This window comes from Acinetobacter populi, assembly GCF_002174125.1.
Taxonomy (GTDB): Bacteria; Pseudomonadota; Gammaproteobacteria; order Pseudomonadales; family Moraxellaceae; genus Acinetobacter; species Acinetobacter populi.
This window is the reverse complement of record NZ_NEXX01000003.1, coordinates 1-26,054: the sequence shown is the minus strand read 5'-3', so window position 1 is coordinate 26,054 and position 26,054 is coordinate 1. Positions and strand designations below refer to the sequence as shown.

The 26,054-nt window shown below is 38.6% G+C and carries 22 protein-coding genes and 1 pseudogene; 14 read left to right on the top strand and 9 right to left on the bottom strand.

The window, feature by feature from the left end:
• The first annotated feature begins 376 nt into the window (after window positions 1–376).
• The 4 genes from CAP51_RS09200 to CAP51_RS09185 all read left to right on the top strand — a co-directional run bounded on the left by CAP51_RS09200 (window position 377) and on the right by CAP51_RS09185 (window position 5,584).
• On the top strand, window positions 377–1,264 hold the full coding sequence (locus tag CAP51_RS09200; RefSeq protein WP_087620469.1) for a DMT family transporter: 888 nt from the start codon (window positions 377–379) through the stop codon (window positions 1,262–1,264).
• Between the two features lie 271 nt (window positions 1,265–1,535).
• Entirely contained in the window at window positions 1,536–1,844 is a 309-nt protein-coding gene (locus CAP51_RS09195) for a helix-turn-helix domain-containing protein (RefSeq protein WP_420535106.1), read from the top strand.
• Window positions 1,844–3,061 (top strand): type II toxin-antitoxin system HipA family toxin, encoded by a 1,218-nt coding sequence (locus CAP51_RS09190; protein WP_087620467.1) that lies wholly within the window; start codon window positions 1,844–1,846, stop codon window positions 3,059–3,061. The genes CAP51_RS09195 and CAP51_RS09190 overlap by 1 nt, the downstream gene beginning before the upstream one ends.
• A 315-nt stretch (window positions 3,062–3,376) precedes the next feature.
• Window positions 3,377–5,584: an OsmC domain/YcaO domain-containing protein gene (locus CAP51_RS09185; RefSeq protein ID WP_087620466.1), complete on the top strand. Its 2,208-nt coding sequence runs from the start codon at window positions 3,377–3,379 to the stop codon at window positions 5,582–5,584.
• 86 nt (window positions 5,585–5,670) lie between these two features.
• Here CAP51_RS09185 and CAP51_RS09180 read toward each other — a convergent pair whose 3' ends face one another.
• Window positions 5,671–6,441, bottom strand: coding sequence for an IclR family transcriptional regulator (locus CAP51_RS09180; RefSeq protein WP_087620465.1), 771 nt, complete (start codon window positions 6,439–6,441; stop codon window positions 5,671–5,673).
• Between the two features lie 218 nt (window positions 6,442–6,659).
• Between CAP51_RS09180 and CAP51_RS09175 the strand changes: the two genes are divergently transcribed.
• The 7 genes from CAP51_RS09175 to CAP51_RS09150 all read left to right on the top strand — a co-directional run bounded on the left by CAP51_RS09175 (window position 6,660) and on the right by CAP51_RS09150 (window position 13,828).
• A complete protein-coding gene (locus CAP51_RS09175) occupies window positions 6,660–8,015 on the top strand; it encodes an MFS transporter (protein ID WP_087620464.1) in 1,356 nt (451 codons plus the stop codon).
• Between the two features lie 32 nt (window positions 8,016–8,047).
• Entirely contained in the window at window positions 8,048–8,863 is an 816-nt protein-coding gene (locus CAP51_RS09170; RefSeq protein WP_087620463.1) for a shikimate dehydrogenase family protein, read from the top strand.
• On the top strand, window positions 8,850–9,680 hold the full coding sequence (locus tag CAP51_RS09165) for a sugar phosphate isomerase/epimerase family protein (RefSeq protein WP_245809117.1): 831 nt from the start codon (window positions 8,850–8,852) through the stop codon (window positions 9,678–9,680). The genes CAP51_RS09170 and CAP51_RS09165 overlap by 14 nt, the downstream gene beginning before the upstream one ends.
• 4 nt (window positions 9,681–9,684) lie before the next feature.
• Window positions 9,685–11,454, top strand: coding sequence for an FAD-dependent oxidoreductase (locus CAP51_RS09160; RefSeq protein ID WP_087620461.1), 1,770 nt, complete (start codon window positions 9,685–9,687; stop codon window positions 11,452–11,454).
• Window positions 11,441–12,340 (top strand): FAD-dependent oxidoreductase, encoded by a 900-nt coding sequence (locus tag CAP51_RS17470; RefSeq protein ID WP_425426781.1) that lies wholly within the window; start codon window positions 11,441–11,443, stop codon window positions 12,338–12,340. Before CAP51_RS09160 ends, CAP51_RS17470 begins: the two co-directional genes overlap by 14 nt.
• Window positions 12,240–13,214 (top strand): FAD-binding protein, encoded by a 975-nt coding sequence (locus CAP51_RS17605; protein WP_425426780.1) that lies wholly within the window; start codon window positions 12,240–12,242, stop codon window positions 13,212–13,214. Before CAP51_RS17470 ends, CAP51_RS17605 begins: the two co-directional genes overlap by 101 nt.
• Window positions 13,211–13,828 (top strand): NIPSNAP family protein, encoded by a 618-nt coding sequence (locus CAP51_RS09150; protein WP_087620460.1) that lies wholly within the window; start codon window positions 13,211–13,213, stop codon window positions 13,826–13,828. Before CAP51_RS17605 ends, CAP51_RS09150 begins: the two co-directional genes overlap by 4 nt.
• 134 nt (window positions 13,829–13,962) lie before the next feature.
• Here CAP51_RS09150 and CAP51_RS09145 read toward each other — a convergent pair whose 3' ends face one another.
• The 5 genes and pseudogenes from CAP51_RS09145 to CAP51_RS09125 form a co-directional block, all read right to left on the bottom strand.
• Window positions 13,963–15,033 (bottom strand): Gfo/Idh/MocA family protein, encoded by a 1,071-nt coding sequence (locus CAP51_RS09145; RefSeq protein ID WP_245809115.1) that lies wholly within the window; start codon window positions 15,031–15,033, stop codon window positions 13,963–13,965.
• Between the two features lie 381 nt (window positions 15,034–15,414).
• Window positions 15,415–15,654, bottom strand: a pseudogene (locus CAP51_RS09140) (helix-turn-helix domain-containing protein); the annotation flags it as partial.
• Window positions 15,655–15,771: 117 nt separating this feature from the next.
• Window positions 15,772–16,758 (bottom strand): NAD(P)H-quinone oxidoreductase, encoded by a 987-nt coding sequence (locus CAP51_RS09135; protein WP_087620458.1) that lies wholly within the window; start codon window positions 16,756–16,758, stop codon window positions 15,772–15,774.
• Window positions 16,759–16,841: 83 nt separating this feature from the next.
• Complete coding sequence (locus tag CAP51_RS09130) at window positions 16,842–18,287, bottom strand: coniferyl aldehyde dehydrogenase (protein WP_087620457.1); 1,446 nt, start codon at window positions 18,285–18,287, stop codon at window positions 16,842–16,844.
• 122 nt (window positions 18,288–18,409) lie between these two features.
• Window positions 18,410–19,306, bottom strand: a complete 897-nt coding sequence (locus CAP51_RS09125) for an acetoacetate decarboxylase family protein (RefSeq protein ID WP_087620456.1) — start codon at window positions 19,304–19,306, stop codon at window positions 18,410–18,412.
• A 339-nt stretch (window positions 19,307–19,645) separates the two neighbouring features.
• Between CAP51_RS09125 and CAP51_RS09120 the strand changes: the two genes are divergently transcribed.
• The gene (locus CAP51_RS09120) at window positions 19,646–20,476 is read left to right on the top strand and encodes an alpha/beta fold hydrolase (protein WP_087620455.1); all 831 of its coding nucleotides are present in this window, start codon (window positions 19,646–19,648) and stop codon (window positions 20,474–20,476) included.
• Window positions 20,477–20,815: 339 nt separating this feature from the next.
• Window positions 20,816–22,054 (top strand): NADH:flavin oxidoreductase/NADH oxidase family protein, encoded by a 1,239-nt coding sequence (locus tag CAP51_RS09115; protein ID WP_087620454.1) that lies wholly within the window; start codon window positions 20,816–20,818, stop codon window positions 22,052–22,054.
• 364 nt (window positions 22,055–22,418) lie between these two features.
• Here the strand turns inward: CAP51_RS09115 and CAP51_RS09110 are convergent, their stop codons facing one another.
• The 3 genes from CAP51_RS09110 to CAP51_RS09100 form a co-directional block, all read right to left on the bottom strand.
• Window positions 22,419–23,450 carry an acetoacetate decarboxylase family protein gene (locus CAP51_RS09110; protein WP_087620453.1) on the bottom strand — a complete coding sequence of 344 codons (1,032 nt, stop codon included), beginning with the start codon at window positions 23,448–23,450 and terminating at the stop codon, window positions 22,419–22,421.
• A gap of 169 nt (window positions 23,451–23,619) precedes the next feature.
• On the bottom strand, window positions 23,620–24,426 hold the full coding sequence (locus CAP51_RS09105) for a type 1 glutamine amidotransferase domain-containing protein (protein ID WP_087620452.1): 807 nt from the start codon (window positions 24,424–24,426) through the stop codon (window positions 23,620–23,622).
• 93 nt (window positions 24,427–24,519) lie between these two features.
• The gene (locus CAP51_RS09100) at window positions 24,520–24,933 is read right to left on the bottom strand and encodes a MerR family transcriptional regulator (protein ID WP_087620451.1); all 414 of its coding nucleotides are present in this window, start codon (window positions 24,931–24,933) and stop codon (window positions 24,520–24,522) included.
• An 88-nt stretch (window positions 24,934–25,021) separates the two neighbouring features.
• Here CAP51_RS09100 and CAP51_RS09095 point away from each other — a divergent pair, with 88 nt between their 5' ends.
• Window positions 25,022–25,714 carry a type 1 glutamine amidotransferase domain-containing protein gene (locus tag CAP51_RS09095; protein ID WP_087620450.1) on the top strand — a complete coding sequence of 231 codons (693 nt, stop codon included), beginning with the start codon at window positions 25,022–25,024 and terminating at the stop codon, window positions 25,712–25,714.
• Window positions 25,715–26,054: the final 340 nt, after the last annotated feature.

Here is a 26,054-nt window from a genome sequence, read left to right as displayed (position 1 = left end):
AACCAGATCTATTCCACCATCAACAGCAATGGTTTGACCTGTAATAAAGCTATTTTGCATCAAAATATATAGGCAGACGCAACTTCTTCAATCTTGGCTGTACGTTTTAGTGGAATTTGGGCAGCCTGTGTGGTTTTAATTGCTTCGACTTGTTCAGATGGCAAATCACGCCATAAAGGTGTTTCTTTTATTTATCTTGTCTCCCAAATGCCGTTTTGTACTTGCAAAATGTGATGACTTTGTTTTTGATTCAGAACGTCTTTGCCTTGTTAAAATGATATGTCTCCCAAACGGCATCTTTATTTTATATATGGGCTAATTTCTCTGTATAAAAAAGCGTTCAGGAGAGCATTCATACATTATCTTGAGTTTTGGCATGACATTAAGTTGGATTATTTTTACGTTGATGGCTGCATTTATGCAGGCATGGCGTAATGCATTTCAAAAACAACTGAGTAGCAGCGTTGATGTCTATGGTGTGACCTTAGCAAGATTCCTGTTTGCATTACCTTTTGCCATTGTCTATTTAATTGGAATGTATTGGCAAAAACCGATTGTGGCACAGGTACAATTTTCAGCGAAATTCTGGTTTTATATCGTAATTGCCGGTTGTAGCCAAATTATTGCAACTGCGTTGATGGTTCAGCTTTTCAAACAAAAAAATTATGCCATTGGCGTCGGACTTGCCAAGAGTGAGGCGATTTTCGCTGCCATTATTGCTGTTATTCTTTTGCATGATCATTTCACTATTTTGGGATATATCGGTGTAGCAATTGGTGGTATTGCAGTATTTTTATTAAGTAAAGGACGTAATCAAAACACACTATCTTTACCCACTTTAGTGATTGGTATGGGGAGTGGTTTAAGTTTTGCACTCACCTCACTTTTAGTTCGGGAAGCCAGTCTTGAACTTGCCATGTTGCCATTTTTGCACCGTGCAGCATGGGTATTGGTTTGGGTGATTGGTTTTGAATGTGTGATCCTGCTGGTTTATCTGGGTATCTGTCGTCGGCATACTTTACTGGCAATGTGGCAACGCATCGGATTAACCTTTAAAGTCAGTGTGTGCAGTTTTTTAGCTTCCTTGGGCTGGTTTAGTGCTATGAGTATGCAATCGGTCGCTATTGTCAAAACTTTGGGACAAATTGAAATCTTTTTTAGTTTATTGATTTCTGTTTATTTTTTTAAAGAACAACTGGCCAAAACAGATCAGTTAGGTCTATTGTTAATCGTGATTGCAGCAATTATGGTGATCTGGGCTTAAACAAATTGGAATTATCAATGTATTAAATCAATTGATAGGGTCAAGAATGGTTGTTTAGAACTCTTCCTTATTAAAGATTTTAGGCTTTTTATACTATTATTTTAGAGATATTTTATAAATATAAAATTTAAGATCGGTATTTTATTTAAAAAAATTATTATAAATTTAAACCTTAATATATTTTAACTCTCAACACAAAAACTTTAATTTTGCATATATACCTGATACTATGGTTCATATATGATATTTTAAATTAGTTAAGGTGTCAGATTTGAATGTTAATGCTGATTTTTTTCCCTTAGATGGGCAATTATTTTGTGAAAAACTGGCGCTTTTGATCAAACAAAAACGACTTGATCGACAATTACGTCAGGAAGATTTAGCTCAGGCGATTGGTTCGTCACTTTCCACCATTAAAAGAATCGAACGTGGCGACAAATCTGTGGAATATGGTGTCGTCATTAAAGCATTATGGTATTTGGGTATATTAGATCAGTTAAATCAATCCTTGCCAGAAATCGAACAAAAAACCAAACAACGTAGAATTCGGCTGGCGAAAATAGATGAGGATAATTTTTGATGAAACAGGTCATTTATCTTTATGCACAATTACCAGAACAGATTGATTTTGTAACGATGGGGCGCTTATCTGTAGACAATGGCGTTGGACAATTTGTCTATGCACCTGACTATCAGCATCATTGGGTACCTGACGAAATTCATTATCCGCTGCGGAAAGCACCCTATACCATCACCACAAATGATGGTATTCCCGGCTTTGTGATGGACATTATGCCTGATGCATGGGGACAAGCAGTTTTAAAGCGGATTTATGCACATAACAAGGATAGTGCCTGGACAGATTTGGATTTTTTAATTCAGGCGCAAAATGCCGACCGTTTTGGAAATCTTTGTGTGGGTGAAATCAGGCGAGTGACCCAAAAAGCGACCACCGAAAATTTTCGGCCATTTATCCATTTAAATGAATTTCTGGATTTTTCAGATGCAATTCGGGATGGGGAAGCCATTCAACGCATGCAGCTGGCTTTGGCACAAACCACATCTTTAGGCGGCGCACGTCCCAAAATCACTTTATATGATCAACACAAACTTTATCTGGCCAAACCCAAAGACAGGGATGATATTGTCAATATACCTCGATTGGAATTTCTGTGTTTACAGTTCGCACAACAAAAAGGTTTAAACGTGGCAGGGCATTCGTTACAAACTATCACGCATCGTAATATGCCCAAAGATGTGTTAATTCTGGATCGTTTTGATCGTGAATATGACGAGCAATCCGGGCAGTTTAAACGCTATCCTATGATGAGTGGTCTTACTTTACTGGATGCATCATGGAAAAGTATTGATCATAGTCGCTGGTCATATCCACTCATGGCAAATGAAATGATTCGTAAAGGTTTGGCGCTTGAAGATATTCATGAGCTTTACAAACGTATGATTTTCAACGCCATGATTGGTAATAATGATGATCACCCAAAAAATCATGCTTTTATTTATAAAAAAGGCCGTTGGCATTTGGCTCCATTGTACGATGTTGTACCGAATGTGGAATTTAAGCCATCAACACTGAGTATGCAAATCGGCAAACAAGGCAATGTGATCAACAAAGAAAATATCCTCAGTATGAGCGAACAATTCTTACTTGAGCGACAACAAGCTGAGCATATTTTACAGGAGATGCGTGATTGGCGAGAGGAATTACAGCAAGTATATAAAGCGATGTTGACCCAGCATGACTTTGAATTTGCCAAAAGAGCAATGTCGCTGTTTTAATTTTGGGGTGTTTGTTTTTCTAAAAATATTTGAACTTCTTTAAAAGCTGCACAAATTTTCTTTAGTCAATCACTTGCCAAGTCATTGGATAATAAAAAGGCAAGGCTTTAGGTTCAACTTGGGATTTAACTGGAAAAAATGATAGATGTTTTTAAAAATTTTAATTTAGACTGTTCTAATGTTAGGCGATTTGTATAAATAAATAAGAAAAATAGATAAAAGACCTTAATCAAATACAATAATTCTGTAAAATGGCGCTCCATATTTAGCGTTTTATGTGTCTATGCCGACACATCATCATTATTAGGTGCCAGCATGGAAATCAAGGTTAATTATCTCGATAATCTTCGACAAGAGGCCAAATTCGATGACTTTAACGTCATTGCCGATCAGCCGATTCGTTATAAGGGTGACGGTTCAGCACCGGGACCATTTGACTATTTCCTTGCGTCATCAGCCTTATGTGCTGCCTATTTTGTCAAAGTCTATTGTGCAGCGCGCGATATTCCAACTGACAATATCCGTTTGTCACAAAATAATATTGTAGATCCAGAAAACCGCTACAAGCAGATTTTTAAAATTCAGGTTGAGTTGCCTGCGGATATTTCCGATAAAGACCGTCAAGGTATTCTACGCTCGATAGATCGTTGTACCGTCAAAAAGGTCATACAAACCGGGCCAGAATTTATCATTGAAGAAGTAGAAAGTATTGATGCAGATGCACAAGCATTGCTCATGCCAAGTCTTGCCGCTGAAAGTAGTACGTTTATTACTGGTAAGGATCTGCCATTAGAGCAAACCATTGCCAATATGTCCGCTATTCTGGCAAATCTGGGCATGAAAATTGAAATTGCATCATGGCGTAATATTGTGCCGAATGTTTGGTCTTTACATATCCGTGATGCTCAATCGCCTATGTGTTTTACCAATGGTAAAGGTGCAACCAAAGAGAGTGCCTTGGCTTCGGCACTGGGCGAATTTATCGAACGCTTAAACTGCAACTTTTTCTACAATGATCAGTTTTGGGGTGAAGAGATTGCCAATGCCGAGTTTGTACATTACCCCGATGAAAAATGGTTTAAACTGGGTCCAAATGATGAGCTGCCAGAAGAAATTCTCGATGAATATTGTCTGGAAATTTACAATCCAGATGATGAACTGCTTGGCTCACATTTATACGATACCAACTCTGGCAATACAGAACGTGGCATTTGTTCCTTGCCATTTATCCGTCAATCCGATGGTGAAGTGGTATATTTCCCCTCAAATTTAATTGAAAACCTGTTTTTAAGTAATGGCATGAGTGCCGGGAATACTTTAGCCGAGGCACAAGTACAATGTTTATCGGAAATTTTTGAACGTGCGGTAAAACGGGAAATTCTAGAAGGTGAAATGACACTGCCCGATGTGCCACAGGAAGTATTGGCGAAATATCCAAGTATAGTGGCAGGCATCAAAGGCTTGGAAGAACAGGGCTTTCCGGTGTTAGTCAAAGATGCATCACTTGGTGGTCAATTTCCGGTGATGTGTGTCACCTTGATGAATCCGCGAACAGGTGGCGTATTTGCCTCCTTTGGTGCTCATCCAAAATTGGAAGTGGCTCTGGAACGTAGTCTGACAGAATTATTACAAGGTCGTAGTTTTGAAGGTTTAAATGACCTACCACAGCCAACCTTTAGCAGTAATGCAGTCACCGAACCAAATAATTTTGTCGAACATTTTATTGATTCCAGTGGTGTGGTGTCTTGGCGTTTCTTTAGTGCCAAAGCAGATTTTGATTTTGTGGAATGGGATTTTTCAAGTGAAGGTGAAAATTCCAATGCCGAGGAAGCGGCAACCTTGTTTGGCATTCTTGAAGAAATGGGCAAAGAAGTCTATATGGCGGTATATGAGCATTTAGGTGCCACAGCTTGCCGTATTTTGGTACCCGATTATTCGGAAATTTATCTGGTTGAGGATTTGATCTGGGATAATACCAATAAAGCCTTGGCATTCCGCGCTGATATTTTAAATCTGCATCGTCTAGATGATGAAAGTCTTGAGGCACTTCTGGAACGCTTGGAAGAATGTGAACTGGATGATTATACCGAAATTAAAACTTTGATCGGCATTGAGTTTGATGACAATACCGAATGGGGCCAGCTTACGATTTTAGAGTTAAAATTATTGATCTATTTGGCGTTAAAGCAATTCGAGGAAGCCAAGGAACAGGTAGAAGCCTTTTTGCAATACAACACTAATACGGTTGAGCGTGGTTTGTTTTATCAGTGCTTAAATGTCGTGTTAGAAGTCGTATTGGATGACGAACTAGAACTGGATGATTATGTGGTGAATTTCCGTCGTATGTTTGGTGATACACGAATGGATGCAGTATTGGGTTCAGTAGAGGGCAGTGTACGTTTCTTTGGTTTAACCCCAACCAATATGCAGCTAGAAGGACTGGATCGACATCTACGCCTGATTGATAGTTATAAAAAACTGCATAAGGCACGTAGTAAAATGGTCAGTTTAGCCAGTGAATGAACAGTGATATATGATTAATCATGCATAAAATGCTTGAAAAAAAATCAATAAAAAGTGATCGCTTGCGATCACTTTTTTGTCATAAATCAACGGTGCACCAAATGAATAATCTGACCAATTTTTTCGGCTGTTTGGGAAAGGGCTGGAGCGAGTCGCTGTATTTTCGCATCATTTAAGCGTACCGAAGGACCTGCAATACTTACCGTCCCAAAAGGCTGACCTGTGGTCGGATTAATAATAATTTTAGCCATTGCTGTCATACCCAATTCATAGGTATCACAAATTAAACCATAGCCCCGATCAATAGAAGCTTGAATCATTTTTTCTAGTTCTGGCAGGTTTTTAGGTGAGTTGGAGCCAAAATTTTCTGCTTTCTCAAATCCTTCACGTTCCACAATACGTTTTAAATCTTGTGGATTTAAATGAGATAAATAGGCAAGACCGCATGCAGAAGCCGGAAGGTAAGCCACACCACCGGAGTCAGGATCATATTTTAAACCTGATTTTGCACCCTGTGCTTTCCCAATCCAGATAATTTTTTCATTTTCAATTAGACCTAAACGGACAAGTTCTTCTGATTGTTGGGCAAGTTCGTTTAAAAAAGGTTGGAAAGTTTCTGTAATAGAACGGGATGAAAGATAAGTCAGCCCCATTGAAGCGACTTTTAGGGTCAGTTTATAGTGTTGGGTAATTTCATCCTGATAGATATAACCCATATCCTTCATTGCACCCAGCAAACGATGCATGGCTGATTTTGGGATATCGAGATCTGAAGAAAGTTGACTCAATGCACAGCCATTCACCTCTTTTAATAACGCTTCAAGAACCTGTAAAGACCGATCATTATTACTAAGCATAAAAATCCTGATATATTTTTTTGGAACACTGTTCCAAAATTATTAAAAACACATTATAGTAGGGGTAGATTCTATCTTAAATGCAATTTTGGATGAATTGTTTTGATTAATGAAATTTAATTCGATTGGTCATATGAAAAATGAACCTGAATTGATAACAAAACCAGCCATGCACGGAAAAAGCATCATCAACTGGTCAATGCTGAGGGAGCAAGTAAATGACTCAACAGGTAGATTTAAGGGAGTTCCTCGATAAAAATCGAATTTCTCCTATGCAAAAATTCATCATATTTATATGTCTAATGATTGTCGTCGTAGATGGAATTGATATTTCCATTATGGGCTTTGTTGCCCCTGTAATTAAACAGGAATGGGGCATCAGTACCACTGATCTAGCGCCTGTTATGAGCGCTGCATTAGTAGGTCTTGCACTCGGTGCGGTAATCTCCGGACCATTGGCGGATAAATTTGGTCGAAAAATTTTATTAGTGGTCAATCTTTTGGGCTTTGGCATTTTTACATTACTGGCGGCCTTGTCCAGCAATGTAACTGAACTCATGATTTTTCGATTAATAGCCGGATTATTTATGGGTGGTGTTATGCCTCAAGCTGTTACATTAGTGACAGATTACTCTCCAATGCGGGTAAATGGTCGTCTAGTAACACTGATTCTAAGTGGATTTACGATTGGTGCGGCAATTGGTGGATTTCTAGCAGCATGGGTTATTCCACATTTTAATTGGCATGCCATGATGATTATTGGCGGCACGTTACCCATTATTTTGGCACTTATTGCCTGGTTTAAATTACCAGAATCGATTGGATATAAGGTATTAAAGAAACATCCTAAAGCCGAAATTGATGCCATTGTGCATAAAATGGCACCTGATTTTGATACCAGCAATACAGAATTTGTCTTACCAAAAGCAAAAACCAATACCATTCATAATCCAGTGAAAACAGTCCTCAGTCCATTTTATGTACTGGGTAGTTTTTTACTGTGGTGGAGTTATGCCTCCGGCTTATTTGTAGTGTATTTATTAGGAAGCTGGTTGCCAATGATGAGCCATGAATTTGGATTTAGTATCAGTGAAGCATCCTTAATCACCGCTATTTATCAACTCGGTGGTCCGATTGGCTGTCTGGCATGTGGATATTTAATGGATAAACTTAATCCGCATATTGGTCTGGTGATTGGTTATGGCATTGCGATTTTCTTTATGTTCTTTATCGGTGAAGCCGGCCATAACTTCATGTTGTACAGTGGCATGTGTTTCTTTATCGGTATGTGGATGAATGGTGCAAATGCAGGCATTAACAGTATATCCAGTTCGTTTTATCCGGTTTTTGCCCGAGCAACAGGAAATAGCTGGATGCACGGTATTGGTCGCTTGGGTGCGGTAGCGAGTGCATTTGCAGGTGCGTATTTTCTCAGTCTGGGCTGGCCAGCCAACAAAATTTTTCTGATTTTATGCCTACCCACTGCCGGAATCATGATGGCATTACTGGTGATGAAAATATTGTATACACCAAAAAAAATGCAACAACGTGAACTCGACAGTGCTCAAATTTAATTAAAACATGTATATACAAGGAGATTGAATCAATGGACATTCAATTAAATGGATCAACACGGCTCTATTTTGTGGTAGGACACCCCATCAAACAAGTGAAATCACCAGAAGGGGTAACTCAGGAACTCATCAATAAAGGGCTTGATGCGATTGTTTCACCTGCTGATGTGCATCCGGATAATTTTGCTGACTTTATCAAAACCACCAGAAATATGCTCAATACAGATGGCTTGATTGTCACCGTACCACATAAAATTTCAGCTTTAAACTGCTGCGATCAAGTTACCGAAAGAGCAAGTTTTATTGGTGCTGTTAATACCATTCGTCGCTGTGCTCAAGGGTGGGAAGGCGATATGCTGGATGGCAAAGGCATGGTAAAGGCAATTCTGGCTCAGGGAATTATCTTAAAAAATAAAAAAGTTTTACTGGCTGGTGCAGGCGGGGCAGGTAAAGCGATTGCTTATGAGCTTTTGCTGTCTGGTGTATCAGAACTTGCCATTTTTGAACTGGATGGCCAGCGGCAACAACAATTGGTTGAACAACTCAGTCAGCTTGGTAAAGCCAAAGTCTTTGCACATGATAATGATCCTACCGGTTTTGATGTGCTGGTCAATGCAACCCCAATGGGCATGAATGGTGATCCCTCTGCGGCATTTCAACTGAATCAGATTACTGCACAAATGGCGGTGGCCGATGTAGTAACCAGTCCGGAAAATACCCCACTCATTCGTCATGCGTTAACGCTAGGTTGCGCTGTAGTCAAAGGAACAGATATGTTTGCTCAGGTTCGTGATCTGATGGTGTCCTACTTGCTTGAAAACCAAAAGGATCACCATGATGCAGCGTAAATATTCCTTATCCTTTTTAACAGTAGCTGATGTAACACCAGTAGACGCAGTAAAAATTGCTTCGACCTGTGGATACAGTGCAGTAGGTCTACGCCTATTGCCGGCAGCTCCGAATGAACAAAATTATCCAATTTTAACGGATACACATCTCATCCAGGAAACTAAAGCAGCTTTGCAGGATACCGGAGTAAAGGTTGCAGATGTTGAAATTATTCGGATTACCCCTGATTTCAATCCTCAAAATTATTTAGGTTTTTTAGACGTAGCGCAGCAACTCAATGCCAAACATATTCTTGTTGCCGGGAATGATCCTGAGCAAAGCCGTTTAATTGATAGCTATGCAGAGTTTTGTCAACTCAGCGCACAATATGGTTTAAGTTGTGATCTGGAATTTATGCCGTGGACCAATGTAAAGAACTTGCAACAGGCAAAATTTATCGTTGAACAAGCTGCTCAGGACAATGCAGCAATTTTGATTGATGCCTTACATTTTGATCGTTCCGATTCCACTTTGGCACAGATCAAATCGCTTAACCCAACACAAATAAATTATGTGCAACTTTGCGATGGACTGGCCAAATATGACTCTTCAGATGAAGGTCTAATTCAAATTGCACGCTCCAACCGTTTGGTACCGGGTCAAGGTGAAATTGATTTAATTGCCTTACTTTGTGCTTTGCCAACAGACATTACCCTGGCAGCAGAAGTTCCGAACCTAACACTGGCCAAACGGCCAGCAATGGAACGGGCACAAATCAATCTAGATGCAATGAAGCAACTGGTTGCTCAGACTCAGCAGGAAACACTGGCGGGGTAAAGATATGAATGTGTCAATACAACATGATTTTCAATCATCGAAACCCCATATTCGTCATATCCATCATTGTGATGTGCTGGTCATTGGTTCAGGCGCTGGTGGATTATCAACTGCTATTACCGCAGCAGCGCAAGGATTGAATGTGATTGTGGCAGAAAAGGCAACAGTTTTTGGCGGCACAACAGCAGTTTCTGGGGGCTGGTTATGGATACCGAATACGCCCCATGCAGAAAAAGCTGGTCAGGCAGAACCGATTGATATGCCAAAACAGTACCTTAAACAAGTTCTGGCTGAATATTATGATGAAAATAAAATTCATACTTATTTAACCAGAGCGCCTGAGATGGTTGATTTTTTTGAGAAATCAACTTCGGTCAAATTTAATATGGGTACTGTTGTTCCTGATTTTTTTGATGTCGCTGGTTCTCGTGTTGGTTGGCGCTCTATTGTTGCTGCACCTTTTGATGGGCGAGAGTTGGGATCCAATTTGCATTTGCTCAAGCCTGCAATTCCGGAAACCACCGTGTGGGGGATGGGAATTGCTTCCGGCGTAGATATGAAACATTTTTTAAATACTTTTCGTCATGTTTCGTCTTTTGTCTATGCCACCAAACGTGTCCTTCGTCATTTTGTTGATCTGCTATTCAGACAGCGTTCAACACAAATCGTTAATGGCAATGCTCTAGTAGCACGACTGTTAAAATCTGCATTGGACTATCGGATAAAATTATTAGCCAATCACAAGGCCACTGAGTTGATTAAGGACAATAATCAAATTACAGGTGCTTTATTTAACACTCCACAAGGCATTGTACAAATTAATGCCAAGTGTGGTGTGGTGCTGGCAACTGGCGGATTTCCACATGATGAAGCTAGAAAAAAACAACTCTTTAAGCATGTCGCAGAAGGAACACCGCATTATTCGGCAGCACCAGAAACTAATACCGGTGATGGCCTGAATCTGGCTGAAGCAGTAGGAGGAGAAGTTGATCAACAATTACCTTGGGCGGGGGCTTGGGCGCCAGTTTCACTGATTCCACGTCTGGATGGCACATTAGGTCGTTTTCCTCATTTGGTGGAACGCGGTAAACCCGGATTAATTGCTGTTTTAGCCAATGGACAACGCTTTACCAATGAAGGAGATTCTTATCCTGCATTTATTAAGGACTTATTCAATCATAGTAAAACAGGTGAATTGGTACGTTGTTGGTTGATTTGCGATCATAAGTTTATTCGTCGTTATGGTCTAGGTGCGGTTAAACCATTTCCATTATCAATGCAACCTTGGCTGGATAATGGCTATTTAAAATCTGGCAATACACTGCAAGCTTTGGCACAACAATGTGGTATTGATATCCAGCAATTTCAAAGAACTGTAGAAAATTACAACCATTTTGCCAAAGACGGGCAAGATCCACAATTTGCTCGCGGAACCACGCCTTATCAAAAAGCACAAGGGGATAGTGAGCACTTCCCGAACCCGTGTATCGCACCAATTGAAAAGGCGCCTTTTTATGCCATAGAGATTGTACCCGGTAGTTTGGGCACCTTTGCCGGATTACATACCACAGTGGACGGCAATGTCCTGGATAAACATACACATCTTCCTATTCAAGGTTTATATGCAGTCGGTAATGACATGAACAGCATAATGGGGGGGCAATATCCAAGTGGTGGAATTACCTTGGGGCCTGCCATGACCTTTGGTTATTTAGCTGGCTTAGACCTAGCTAAACACGCCTATTTAAATCAAATACAACATGCAAAAGGATAATCACATGGAAAAAGTGGTCGATTTACTGGTGATTGGTGCCGGAGCAGCGGGTATGTCCACTGCATTATTTGCCAAGCTTAATGGTCTGGATGTCCTGCTTTGTGAAAAAACAGATCAGGTCGGTGGTACCTCCGCAACATCCGGAGGCACAATCTGGGCACCCGGTTCTCATCTAAGCGCTAAAGCGGGTGTCCCGGATGATATTGAACAGGCCCGTATTTTTTTAAAAGCAGTAGTGGCCGGACGTGGTGGAGAATCACTACGAGAGGCTTTTTTGCAATCTAGTGCTCAAATGATTCGCGATCTGGATGAAAAAACCAGTGTTAAGCTAAATGCCTGTCTAGCCCATCCTGATTATGTTAAAAATCAGCCCGGAGAGGCTTTTGGCGGTCGTGCACTTGCACCTGCTGAATTTGATGGCAGTCTTTTAGGTAAAGATTTTAGTCATATACGTCCACCACGTCCTGAATTTATGGGGCTGGGTGGAATGATGGTTAACCGCAATGAATTAACGTCGTTATTAAATCCATTTTCATCTGCTAGCAACTTTATTACAACATTAAAGGTGGTTTTGCCTTACTTTCTTTCCAGATTACGTTTTAACCGAGGCACACGTCTGGTTATGGGCAATGCGCTGGTCGGGAGTTTGTTTTATAACTTAAAACAAAAGCAAGTTCCTGTATGGTTCAATGCGCCTTTACAAACATTAATTTGTGAACAGGGCAAAGTCATTGGCGCAAAAATCATGACTGAAAAAGGGCCGGTTACCATTAAAGCACGGCAGGGTGTGGTACTTGCTACAGGCGGGATCGGCTGGGACAGTAAAATTCGGCAGCAACTTTTTCCGCAAGGNTTTAACTCAGGATTCACTGGCACCAGTATCTAATACTGCTGATGGTTTAACACAAGCCATGCACATTGGTGCAAAACTTGATCCTTCTGTAGACAGTAGTGTGTTGTATTTTCCCTGTTCTATCCATACCCATAAAAATGGCTATAAAGCAATTTGGCCACATATTATTTTGGACCGGGCAAAACCTGGTGTTATTGCTGTGAATGCGGATGGGCAGCGTTTTGTCAATGAAGCAGATTCCTATCACGATTTTTGTATGGCTCAGATCAAAAGTAATTTGGGTAAAGATAAAATCGTCTCTTATCTGGTTTGTGACCACACAGCAATTGAAAAATATGGGCTTGGCTTTGTCTTACCGGGCGCAAAAAAACTGAATTATTTCTTACAGGAAAAATATTTGTTTTCTGCCCCGACCTTACAAGCTTTGGCAGAAAAAACAGGCATTAATCCAAAAGGTCTAACACAAACAGTACAACGCTTTAATCATTTTGTAGACAAAGGTGAAGATAGCGATTTTGCTAAGGGATCTGGTGTGATGAACCGTTTCAATGGTGATGCAGAGATTCAACCGAATCCTTGTCTAGGTAAATTACAACAACCACCATTTTATGCGCTACCCGTCATTCCTATGGATTGCGCTAGCAGTGCCGGACTTGCAGGTGATGAGTTTGGTCGTGTATTGGATGACCAGCAACAGGTCATCCCTGGATTATTTGCTTGTGGAAACGATTTATCTTCAATTTTTAAAGGAACTTATCCTGGACCCGGAACAACATTAGGCCCCGGGATGGTTTTTGCTTGGCGTATTGCACAATTTGCAGCTGGAAAACTCAACCAAACAACATCTTCTTCGAATCAGCAACTCAACCAACCCCAAAGTTTAGCGCAGGAGTACAAATCAGCATGAAACTTTATCAACTTATCAATATCACCATCAAAATGGGTACTGCCGGATCCGTTGCCGAGGGTATTCAACAATTTTATCAGGCAGAAAATGCCAAAGCTAAATTATTAGGTGTTTTCTTTTCCGATATTGGTCAATTGAATCAGGTTGTCATTTTTCTCGGGTTTAATTCACAAGCCGATCAGGAAAGCGAGAATCAGCGTCTTGCGGAACAGGAAAATTTATTTAATAGTCCAGAACATATTATTCGTTATTCTGTAGAACATTTTGCCGGATTTGATTTTTTACCTGAAGTAGAATTAGGTGAATTTGGTCCGGTTTATGAAATTCGTACCTATGAATTAAAACATGGCGGTATTCCACATGTCCTGAATGCCTGGAAAAATGCTGTACCGACACGTACACAATATTCCAAGTTGACGATTGCCATGTATGCGCTGGACGGTAATCCGCGCATTGTAAGTATCTGGCCATATAAATCTTTAAATGAACGTTCTGACATCCGTGCGAAATCAGTTGCAGATGGTATTTGGCCACCTAAAGGCGGACCACAATGGCTTACCCATGAAATGAAATCAATGATTGCTTTACCCACAGCCGTATCACCATTGAAATAATCCAAGTCCTCAATTGCAATCTAGCCAGTTTTTGATTTAAAAACTGGCTTTTAAATGTGACTTACTATAAAAAATAGTTAAATAATTTAATAGATCATAAAAAAGGAACCCAAAAGTTCCTCTTAGATAGGTAATTATGCTATAGCAGCTAAAAATTCTAGTGGTTCAATAAGCACAGTACGCTGTTCTCGTGCAGATTTTTCAATACATTCCAGTAATTGAATATTTTTAATTGCATCTTCGGGTGAAGAAATAGGTGACCTTTTTCCTTCAATGACTTTAATAAAATGCGAAAGCTGATTCATATACACATCTTCATCTTTATTGGGCAACTGCTGCTTTTTAATCAATGCAGTAGACCAGCTTTTCGTCGAGTGATCAGGATAGCGCCAATATTCCAGATTTGGCACACTCAATGCACCTTCGGTACCACTAATATAATAACAATTCTGATCAGGTGAAGGTGCGAAACTTGCTTTATTTTCCTCGGTATTTTGATCCCAACCCCACGGTGAAACTGCTGCATCTGAAGCGAGAAGTGTGCCTAGCGCCCCATTTTTAAAACGAACTAAAATAGAAATTGTATCTTCGACCTCTAATTTTCGGTTCTGGTGTGAGGTCATGGCATGTACTGATTCAATTTCACCATTTAAATAACGCATCAAATCCAGATCATGGACTAAATTAATCGCTAAAACACCGGCACCAGACTTACGATGCCATTCGATTTCAAAATAACTATCAGGTTTATAAACTGTCCATAATGCATTAAATGTATTAATTTTTCCTAATATACCTTGTTGAATAAGATCATAAGCCTGTTGAATAATTTTATTATGGCGACGGTGATGGCCGACCAAAATTGGAACATTAAGTTTTTTTTGTTCTGAAATTAACTGTAATGCTTCTTCGGTATTTAAAGCCAGCGGTTTTTCCAGTAAACAGGGAATACCATGTTTCATACATTCGATCGCAGTAGATACATGGAAGCGATTGGGATTTGCAATGACGACACCATCTAATTTACATTGTCGTAATAGTTCATCCAGATCTTTAAAATTTGGTACTTGAAATTCCTGTGCCATTGCTTCCGAAAATGGATCACACACTGCAATTAGTTCAGTTTCAGGATGTTTTTGAATGGTTTGGGCATGTTGCTTACCCATAACGCCTGCGCCAATGATGGCAATTTTTTTAATCGTCATTTTAAGCAGCTCCTTGCTGTGACAGATGAGTAGGGGAAAGAGAAAATATGAGTTTGTTTAAATCTTCCAGACTGAATGTAACTGACTTCATCTTTTAATTTTGCTGAAAAACTAACAGAAATTTAATGTATCAATCTCTAACAGTCATTTCTAAATCAGCATGTACTTCACTGAAATATCAATGAAATAATTGCTGTAAAAGCTTATCTATATGCAAAATTTTTATGATGAGTAATACTCAGCACATCCATGTACCAACTGGTATATTAACAAAACTTTTTATTTTATGGAACATTGTTCCAAAATTTATGATAAGTTTATGATGAAATCTTAAAAACTACCATAACAATCTATTAAGGAGATCATCATGGCTATTATGGATTTTAGGTGAATAATCTTTTCTTCAATGGCAACTGGCGTGCGTAATTTAAGGTTCTGTGGGCATGGCTTACTGTTGACTAATCCTATCTCTCCTTTGGATTTATAATTTTTCTTCCAACGATAAAAAGTATCTTGTGAAATACCAAAATATCGACAGGTCAAGGCAACATTGCCATTTTGTTCAGCATGAGCAAACACTTTTAATTTATGGGCAATTTCCTGTTGGGCTTTTGTACTCAAAATTCAAACTCCTATGACATGAGGTAAAATGTACCAAAATGTCAATAGAAGTCTCAATTTTCACACCTCAAGTAGCCCTAATTGCTCGGCCATAACCAAAGAATTAAATTATAAAAACTACTTTTTAACGACTAAGACCAGTTTACCTACATGTTCACCTTTTGTTAGAAATTCATGGGCTTGGCGCGCCTCTTCTAAATCAAAAGATTTATAAAGTAAGGGTTTTATTTGCCCTTTTGAAATTAATGGCCAAACTTTTTCTTGTAGAGCTGCCATCACTTGTGCTTTTGCTTCTGAAGATTGTGAACGCAAGGTAGCCCCTGTATGAGTCAGACGTTTTGCCAGCATTGGAAAAATATTAACATTCTGAGCAAGCCCTTTTAATACACCAATTTGTAAAATCGTACCATTCATGGCTGCGACTTCATAATTCCTCTGGATATAATCACCAGCAATAATATCTAGAACGAAATCTACACCTTTGCCATCTGTATGCTTTTTGACTTCTTCGACGAAATCCTGCTCATTATAATTAATTGCAACATCAGCACCGATACTCAGGCTTGCTTTCTGTTGTGCTTCACTTGAAACTGTAGTAAAAATTTGCGTTGCTCCAAAAGCACGAGTTAGCATAGTTGCTGTAGTGCCAATACCAGAAGTCCCACCATGAATTAGAATTGAACTATTAGGATGAAATTTAGCATGCTGGAATAAATGCGACCAGACTGTCATAAAGGTTTCGAGTAAAATACCACCTTCGACCAAAGTAAGTCCTTCTGGAATGAAAAGTACATTATCTTGATGTGCAACAACATATTCGGCATACCCACCACCTTGTACCAGTGCACAAACTTCATCACCAACTTTAAACTTTGTGACTAATTTCCCGACTTCTTTGACGATTCCAGAAACTTCTAAGCCTGGAATATCTGTTATGCCTGGGGGAGGTGCATATAAGCCTTGACGTTGCATGACATCAGGACCATTAATTCCAGCAGCAATTACTTCAATTAATATTCCATCATTAGTAAGTTCTGGAATAGGTCGTTCGCTGACGGTAATTACGTCAGGACCACCAGCGCCATTAAAAGTAATAGATTTCATCAAGTCGTTTCCTTATTAGATGTTGTTTGTTTAAATAATGCAGGATGTAGATCGATTATCTAATCCTGCATAGGGAAAAATAATCAAACTTTTGATTTTTTCTTACCAAGCGTAATGGTAAGAGCCAACCCCATAACTTTGCCAAAAGGGGCATGCAGTAAGCTTGGGAAGTTCCAGCGTCCTTGATCAAAGACACCTTTCGCGTGACTCATTGAACGAAATCCTTCGATCCCATGATATGCCCCCATACCACTTGGCCCAACACCACCAAATGGTAGATCATCTTGTGCAACATGAATAATCGTATTGTTTATACCTACGTTTCCAGAAGTAGTACGACGTAGTAGTTTCTTACAATCCTCATCTTTCTCACCGAAATAATATAAAGCAAGTGGTCGGTCGCGCTCGTTGATATAATCAATCACTTCATCGATAGTGCGGTAAGTGCGTATAGGAAGAATTGGGCCAAAAATTTCTTCTCGCATGATCGCATCACTATCTTTTGCCCCTACGATTAGTGTAGGTACAAGTGTCCGGGCGCGATTTTTTGCAGTTTCAGGTTTTACACCTAACTCGATAACTCTTGCACCATTCTTCCTTGCATCATCAATCAGTCCTTGAAGGCGGGTATAATGTCGTTCATTTACGATCGAGGTGTAATCATCACAATCCGGTCCGTTTGGATAAAAGCGAGCAACAGTTGCATTGTATTCTTCAATAAAAGTTTCTAAATCATCTTCATGTACCAGAGCATAATCTGGAGCAACACAGGTTTGGCCACCATTAGACAATTTTCCATATGCAATACTGGTCATGGTTCTTGCATTCACATGACCGCGTCCAACAATCACTGGGCTTTTACCACCTAATTCCAGCGTCAGAGGAACAAGATTGTCACTCGCTGCTTTCATTACCTTACGGCCTACAGGCGTACTACCTGTAAATAATAAATGGTCAAATGGTAATGCGCTAAATTCTGCACCAACTTCAGCTCCACCTAAAATTACAGCCACTTCGTCAAGTGGAAATATCTCAGCAAGCATACGATGAATTACATCACTGGTTCGCGGTGTTAATTCCGATGGTTTTAACATTGCACGGTTACCTGCCGCCAAAGCAGTCGCCAATGGAATCAGTGTTAATGAAATTGGATAGTTCCATGGAGCCATCACACCAATAATACCTTTGGGTTGATATTCTACCCGTGCAGTTGCAGAACGATAAAATAGACTAACATGACGGCGCTCAGGCTTCATAAAGCGACGTAAATTACGAGATAGATAGTCAATAGATTGAACTATTCCTACGAGTTCCATGACATCAGTTTCTTGATATGAGCGATGTCCAAAATCTTCACTGGTAGCAACCTGTAACTCTTCTCTGTATTCAATGACTGCTGCCCGCAATTTGGCCAAATTAGCTTTTCTTTGCTTAAGAGAAGGAGGTTCTGTCTGTAAAAAAGCTTTACGCTGCAGAAGTAATAGATCAGATGCATTAATTGCTTTGTTTACTTGATTGAGAGTGTTCATCTTCAACCTCATCGGTTTAAGCAGGTTGTCTACTTATAAGTAAAATTCAGTACTTCATTGATATAACTAGAAAACCTAAACTATATTTTGCTGCTGAAAATATTGATCTAAAACAATCATCTTCAAAGCGGCTTTGGTAAATTCAAAACAACTTGTGCATCTTGAATCACATCTAAACGAATAATTTTAGATGCACTAAGCTCATCTAACAGTTGACTCAAAGGACCACCATGACGAACCAATTTAACTTTTCGAGGTAGAAGTTTTTGAGCAAAAGATAAGATATTCGATTGAACTAAAGTTTGATGCCATGTGTTATCAACCAAATGAAGCATAGTTGCTTGACTAATACGAGACTCAGATTTAACTTGATGTAATGAAGGTGTCGGTGTACTTAAACTTAAATCCATACTACCTTTTGTATCTATAAGATTGGCATTAACTTCTTTAGAATTTATATCTACATTAATTTCGGTGAGCCATTTAGGTAATTGATAACCATAAACACCACGAACTCTAGCAATCTCTGTATCTACTGGTAGAGCAAGGACATGAGCATAAAAATGTCTTTGACGAATAGAATTTACAAATTCTAAGGCCTGAGGAAGATGTGAGTTTGGCTTTCGAACTACGATAGCGATGGAAGCTTCATTATATGGATCGTTATCACAAACTGAATAAGTAAAGAAAGTTAAAGCGACCAATCCATATCCAGGAAAAGCTTGCAATGGTTCTAATGGAGCCGGTAACTTTTTCTTCAATTTTTTGAGTGGGGCAAGCATAAGTACTTGAACATTGCCACTACGATAATAGAAGTTAGGAGCCCAGACAGGGCCTACTCTTGATTCAACAAGTTTTTTTGGAATTTTACGAAAAAAATCAATATTTCCGGCTTTTGGATCTTTGGCAACCTCATCTAGATCTGGATTCATACGAAAGCGATCATAATAACCATCTTTTGGAACTTTGACTTTTTGCTGCCCAAATTCAACTTCAGTAAACTGTTTATTTGTATTCATATTAGTTAACCTTTACATTGATTAAATCATTCAAATAACCTGTATCGAACAAGGTCTTTCGTTGTATGAAATTACTATAAGGTTGAAGCAAGCTTTAATGTCAAGTATTTTTAGCAATTAACTTATATCTGATACAAAATAATTATCGTTAAAACGAACACTTACATTTTTAAACATTTAGGAAAAGGAAAAGCCTTGACCTTAAAGTTAACTTTAAGGTTAGTATTATTTATAAGCTTTATAAGTCATCTTTGTAGTGTTTTTCTTAATAAAGCTCTGTATGAAATTACAGCACAATGTATGAATTCAAAGTGTAAACATTACACAGGAGTAACAAAAATGGGATATGTATCAACAAAAGACGGCGTTGAGATTTTTTACAAAGATTGGGGGCCAAAGGATGCACCCGTTATTTTCTTCCATCATGGTTGGCCTTTAAGTGCAGATGATTGGGATGCACAAATGCTTTATTTCCTCAAAGAGGGTTTTCGAGTAGTCGCTCATGATCGACGAGGACATGGACGTTCATCCCAAGTTTGGGATGGACATGATATGGATCATTATGCTGATGATGTTGCTGCTGTGGTTGAGCATCTTGGTGTGCAAGGTGCTGTACATGTAGGGCATTCAACTGGCGGAGGTGAGGTTGCATATTATGTTGCACGTTATCCTAACGATCCTGTTGCCAAAGCCGTGCTTATTAGCGCTGTTCCACCTCTAATGGTTAAAACAGAAAATAATCCTGATGGCTTACCCAAAGACGTTTTTGACGATCTTCAAAATCAGCTTTTTAAAAATCGTTCGCAATTTTATCATGACGTGCCGGCAGGTCCTTTCTATGGATTTAATCGTCCAGGTGCAAAAGTCTCCGAGCCTGTCGTTTTGAATTGGTGGCGTCAGGGCATGATGGGGGGAGCAAAAGCTCATTATGATGGAATTGTTGCATTTTCTCAGACAGATTTCACAGAAGCTTTGAAAAAGATTGAAGTTCCTGTTCTGATTATGCATGGTGAAGATGATCAAATCGTTCCTTTTGAAATTTCTGGATTAAAGTCTTCTAAATTGGTTAAAAATGGTACTTTAATTAGTTATCCTGGCTTCCCACATGGTATGCCAACTACCGAGGCTGAAACTATTAATAAAGACCTCCTAGCATTTATCCGAAGTTAATTTTTTATAAAAGGGCAGTCATTTATTGACTGCCTTTTTTAAATAACCATTAAAAATTATTTATCAAGGATTAACATCATGAATGATAAATCTAAACAATTTCCAAAGGTAAAGTCTATTTAACCAAGTTTCTAACAGGCATATTTATGCGTAATCTTCTTAAATTCAGCCTAGTGATCAGACTTAACAAAACAGTTGTGAAAGTCTAAGTAATTAAATATTAAATGTAACTTCTATTAGTTACTGATTAACTTATATAAACAATAATTTGCAAAAAAGTATTGACATTAAAGTCAGCTTTAATCTTAAAGTATCTCTATATTGAAAGAGGTTATAAAAATGAAAGTATTTGAAAAATTAGCTTTACCAAATGGCTCACAAGTACCAAATCGCATTGCAAAAGCAGCAATGGAAGAAAATATGGCTGATTTAAATCAGCTTCCATCTGAAGAACTTATGCGTTTATATCAAGCTTGGGCAGAAGGTGGTGTAGGATTGATCATTACTGGTAATGTAATGGTTGATCGCCGTGCTATGACTGGACCAGGTGGCGTGGTTTTAGAAGATGAAAAACATTTAGAAGTTTTTAAACGATGGGCACAAATTGGCCGCTCTAAAGGCGCACAGATCTGGTTGCAAATCAATCATCCTGGACGTCAAATGCAGTCAAACTTAGGCCAGGAAACTTGGGCTCCCTCTGCGGTTGCGCTAGACTTGGGTAAGATGTCGAATCGCTTTAATGTTCCGATTGAAATGTCTCAGGACATGATCAATGAAGTGATTCAACGCTTTGCCAATACTGCACGTCTGGGGGAAAAAGCAGGCTTCACAGGGGTAGAGATTCATGCAGCACATGGTTATTTATTAAGTCAGTTTTTATCTCCTTTAAGCAATAAACGCCAAGATCAGTGGGGCGGTTCATTAGAAAATCGTGCGCGTATTCTAATTGAGATTGTAAAAGCTGTACGTGCGGTGGTTTCACCAACATTTACGGTTGCGGTTAAACTCAACTCTGCTGATTTCCAGCGTGGTGGATTTAGTACAGAAGATGCTCTACAAGTGGTCAAAATGCTGAATGAACTTCCTGTTGATCTAGTAGAGCTATCAGGCGGTAGCTATGAAGCCCCAGCTATGCAAGGTCAAGCTCGAGATGGTCGTACATTAGCTAGAGAAGCCTATTTCCTTGAATTTGCTCAAGAGATTCGTAAAATCGCTAAGATGCCTGTCATGGTGACAGGAGGTATCCGTCGTAAACAGGTTGCTGAGCAAGTCGTCGAAAGTGGGGTTGATATGGTTGGGATTGCAACAGCACTTGCAATTGATCCAAATCTGCCAAATGAATGGAAACAGGGACAAGACATTGCACCTGAGTTAAAACCAATTACATGGAAAAATAAGACTTTAGCTTCTCTTGCAAATATGGCAACCGTAAAATATCAACTTCGTAAACTTAGTCTTGGTAAAGTACCAAATCCGAAAGTTTCTCCATTATGGGCATTGATCTTACAACAAACAGCAATGGCACGTCGTACTCGCCAATATAAAGATCATATGCGTGATTATGTATTTTCATCATAAATATCGAAGAGTGGGGCATATACACCAGCAAAGTTAATGGATTCAAGTGATATTTTGATTTCTTAAAATTACTTGGGCTCGTATCTTTCAAATCTCACAATTCCTTGTGATCCTACTATATTTAAGCCAATTCTAAATTTTTATTTAGGATTGGCTTTTTTATAATTTTTAGTTTTTAAATAATGATAATAAGAAATAAGTTTAACCATATAAACTTATTTTATCTCGCTATGACGAAAATACTCAAAAGATTCTAATATTGATGCAAGCTATCTATTATTAGGTAAAAGCTTAGAAATTAGTATCAATAGCAGATACAAACAAAAAAGTACTTCGCTAGGAAGTACTTTTATTGGAATATAGCTTACTTTTTATTGCTTTCATCACCTAAAGACTCCAATGGAATTGGCATATTCAAAGCCAACTGAGCATCTTTGACCACATCTAAACGCAATACTTTACCAGCACCGAGTTCATCAAGTAGTTTAGTTATAGGACCACCATTTCGAACAAGTTGTACATTCCTCGGGAATAGCTGTTGTCCAAAGGCAAGCGTATTAGATTCTACAGAGGTACTGTGCCATTGACCATCAACTAAATTAAACATCGTTTTAGTTTCGATATGAGATTGTGGTTTTACATTCTTAATCTTTGGTAATGGTGCAGTTATACTCACATCTGGTTTACCATCAATATTAAAAATTTGAGCTTCTACATTTTTATTACCAATAGTCATATCAATTGTTGTCAGCCATTTAGGGAGTTGATAACCATACACACCCCGTACACGGGCAATTTCTGTATCTACAGGCAATGCCAAAACATGACCATAATATTTATGGTTACGCATTGAACTTAGCAACTCTGTGGTGTGGAACTTATGGGCGCTAGGTTGACGAACGACTACTGCAACTGATACTTCATTATAAGGATCGACATCACCCACAGCATAAGAAAAGAACGTAAGAGAAACTAAGCCATAGCCAGGAAAGGGTTGTAATGGCTCAAGTGGAGCAGGGAGCTTTGCTTTTAACTTGGATACTGGAGCAAGCATCAACAGTTGTACATTGCTAGTACGATAATAAAAGTTTGGTGACCAAACTTTACCAACACGAGTTTCCACCAATTTTTTAGGAATGGTACGGAAATAATCAATATTACCCGCAGCCGGATCTTTGGCAACTTCATCTAAATCAGGGTTCATACGAAAACGATCGTAATATCCACCTTTAGGTACATTGACTTTATATGGCCCAAACTCAACAACGGTTGTCTGCTGATCATTTTTCTCAATATTGCTAGAGGTGGTATCGGGTGTAGTAGCATAAGCAGATAAACTCAAGAATATACCAATTGAGGCAGCAGCAGAGCGACGAAATTTAACTTGCTTGAACAAAATGGTGTTCCTCCTATTAATCTTAGTTAAATGCTAAGATTAAAGTTAGGTTTAAGGTCAAGCTTTTTATCATTAATAATTAAAATTCTTTTTATGTTTATTAAAGTTATCAAAAAATAAAACCAGATTATATAAATCTGGTTTCGGAAATTGAGTACAAGAAGATAAATTAATGTATAGTTTTTAAACGTTGTATTACAGCCTCTGCAATTTCTTTACTTGATTGAGGGTTTTGTCCTGTAATGATTCGATCATCAGCAATCACATAAGAGGTGAACGGAACGAAAGAGCGCTTGTACTTAGCTCCGCGTTCAATCAACTGGTTCTGAAGTAGAAAAGGAACTTGAGATTTCATGCCTGATAAAGTCTCTTCAATATTTGCAAAACCAGTTACCTTTCTCCCCGCAATTAGTGATTTACCATTTTGATCCTGTAATGGTAATAATCCACCGACCCCATGACATACCGCAGAAACAACACCACCTTGTTGATAAATCTTTTCGCTAATCTTTTTTAGCTCTTGATTATCTGGAAAATCCCACATGGTGCCATGACCGCCTGTATAGTAAACGGCTTTGTATTGCGATGGCACAATTGCACTTGGCGCAAGCGTTGTTTTAAGGCGTTGCATAAATTGAGGATCAGCTAAATGCGCTTTTGCAGATTTATCTAAATAAATCGGTTTTAAACTACGTTCATCTAAAGGAACAGCACCACCTTGAGGACTCACAAAATCCATTTCATAGCCAGCAGCAAGTGCAACATCATAAAAATGAGTAAGTTCGGTCAACCATAATCCTGTCGTATCTTTACGATTTGGATAGGCAGAATGATTGGTCATTACCACCAGAATTTTTCCATTCGAAGTTGATGATGTAGGTGCTTGGACTGGCTCAGATGCATAAGCGAAAGTATTGGCTAGAATGAGTGTAATAAAGCCAATTAACCAGTTTTGAAAAGTCCAGAATTTAAACATGAAAGGTTCCTCATAGATTATCTATATTCAATCCTATGTTTAAAGTAAGGTTTAAGGTCAATCATTTTTATCATTTAGCGATAAGCGGAAGTTTTAGCTTTTATCATTGCTGTAGTAAAGATTGAGTAATCGTTGTGCATTCTCTTCACAGGTAATTTCATCAGGTTTGTTATTAATCGCATTAATCATGTTACGTAAATTATTTTTACTGGTTGCTAATTTTTGTTCCAGGTCCTCAATATCCTTGATCTTAGTTTCGAGTAAACCAATCAAAATATCATGATCCCATGTCGTAACATTCGATGGTAAAAAAGCTTTAATTTCAGTTAAAGAGAAGCCAACTTGTTGTGCTTGTTGAATTAAATAAAGCTGTTTGAGGTCATTTTCACTATATTCTCTATAACCATTTGCTTTACGTTTTGCCTTTGGAAGTAGCTTTATCTGCTCGTAATAGCGAATCGTAGCTGTACTTAACCCGCTTTGTTTTGATAACTCACTTATATTCATTTCACTTAATTCCACTTGACATTGAAGCCAACTTTAGACTTATAGTGTATTAAAAGCAAGATCAATAAAATTGAAAATAGAGGCGGCTATGACGAAACGTATATTACATATTGTCACTAATGTGGATACCTATGAGGGTTTAAATTATCCGACAGGGTTATGGTTGGGAGAACTGACTCATGCTTACGATGAATTTGAAAAACATCACTATCTCCAAGAGATCGTAAGTCCACTCGGTGGAAACTCACCAATTGAGCCTAAATCATTAAAACGTTTTGTTGCTGATCAATCAGTATTGAAACGTAAAAATGATCCAAACTTTATGAAACTACTTGAGAATACAAAGAAACCCTCTGAAATTAATTGGCAAGATTACGATGTGATTTATTATACGGGTGGCCATGGGGTAATGTGGGATTTTTTGGATAACCCAGAGCTCCAAGAAATTACCAAAAATATTTATGAAAACGGTGGGATCGTATCTAGTGTTTGCCATGGTTATTGTGGATTATTAAATGTGCGACTTTCGAATGGCGAATATTTGATTAAAGAAAAAAAATTAACAGGGTTTGCTTGGTGTGAAGAAGTCTTGGCTGGCGTGGCTAAAAAAGTGCCATACAATGCAGAACAACTGGCAAAAGATCATAGTGCATTTTATGAAAGAAAATTTATTCCTTTTGCCCCCAATGTTGTTAAAGATGGAAATCTCATTACTGGTCAGAATCCATTTTCCGCACGTATTACTGCTGAAGCAATTATTGAGCATCTACAAAAACTGTAGTCCCATATTTTGAAGGCGAAAGAGCTTAAAGCTATCATTCAAAATAGTTCTGAGAACGAAAGGAAGTATTAGGATAATCTATATTAATGAGCTTAGTGACACGTATTATTTATTTAACATAAAATGAAGTTATGCGACTTCAGAATGACCAGTAGCTTTAAACAATGAGTAATTATATTTATAAAAAGGTTGATACATTAATTATTGATTCTGACCTATGTGCAATTTTTTCAAACAAACAAAACTTTACTCAATCATTTAAATTGGGTGAAAATTTAGACTATTTAAGCAATCCTAATCAAGAGTTTTTTAAGGTATTTAATCACGAAAAAATCTTGAT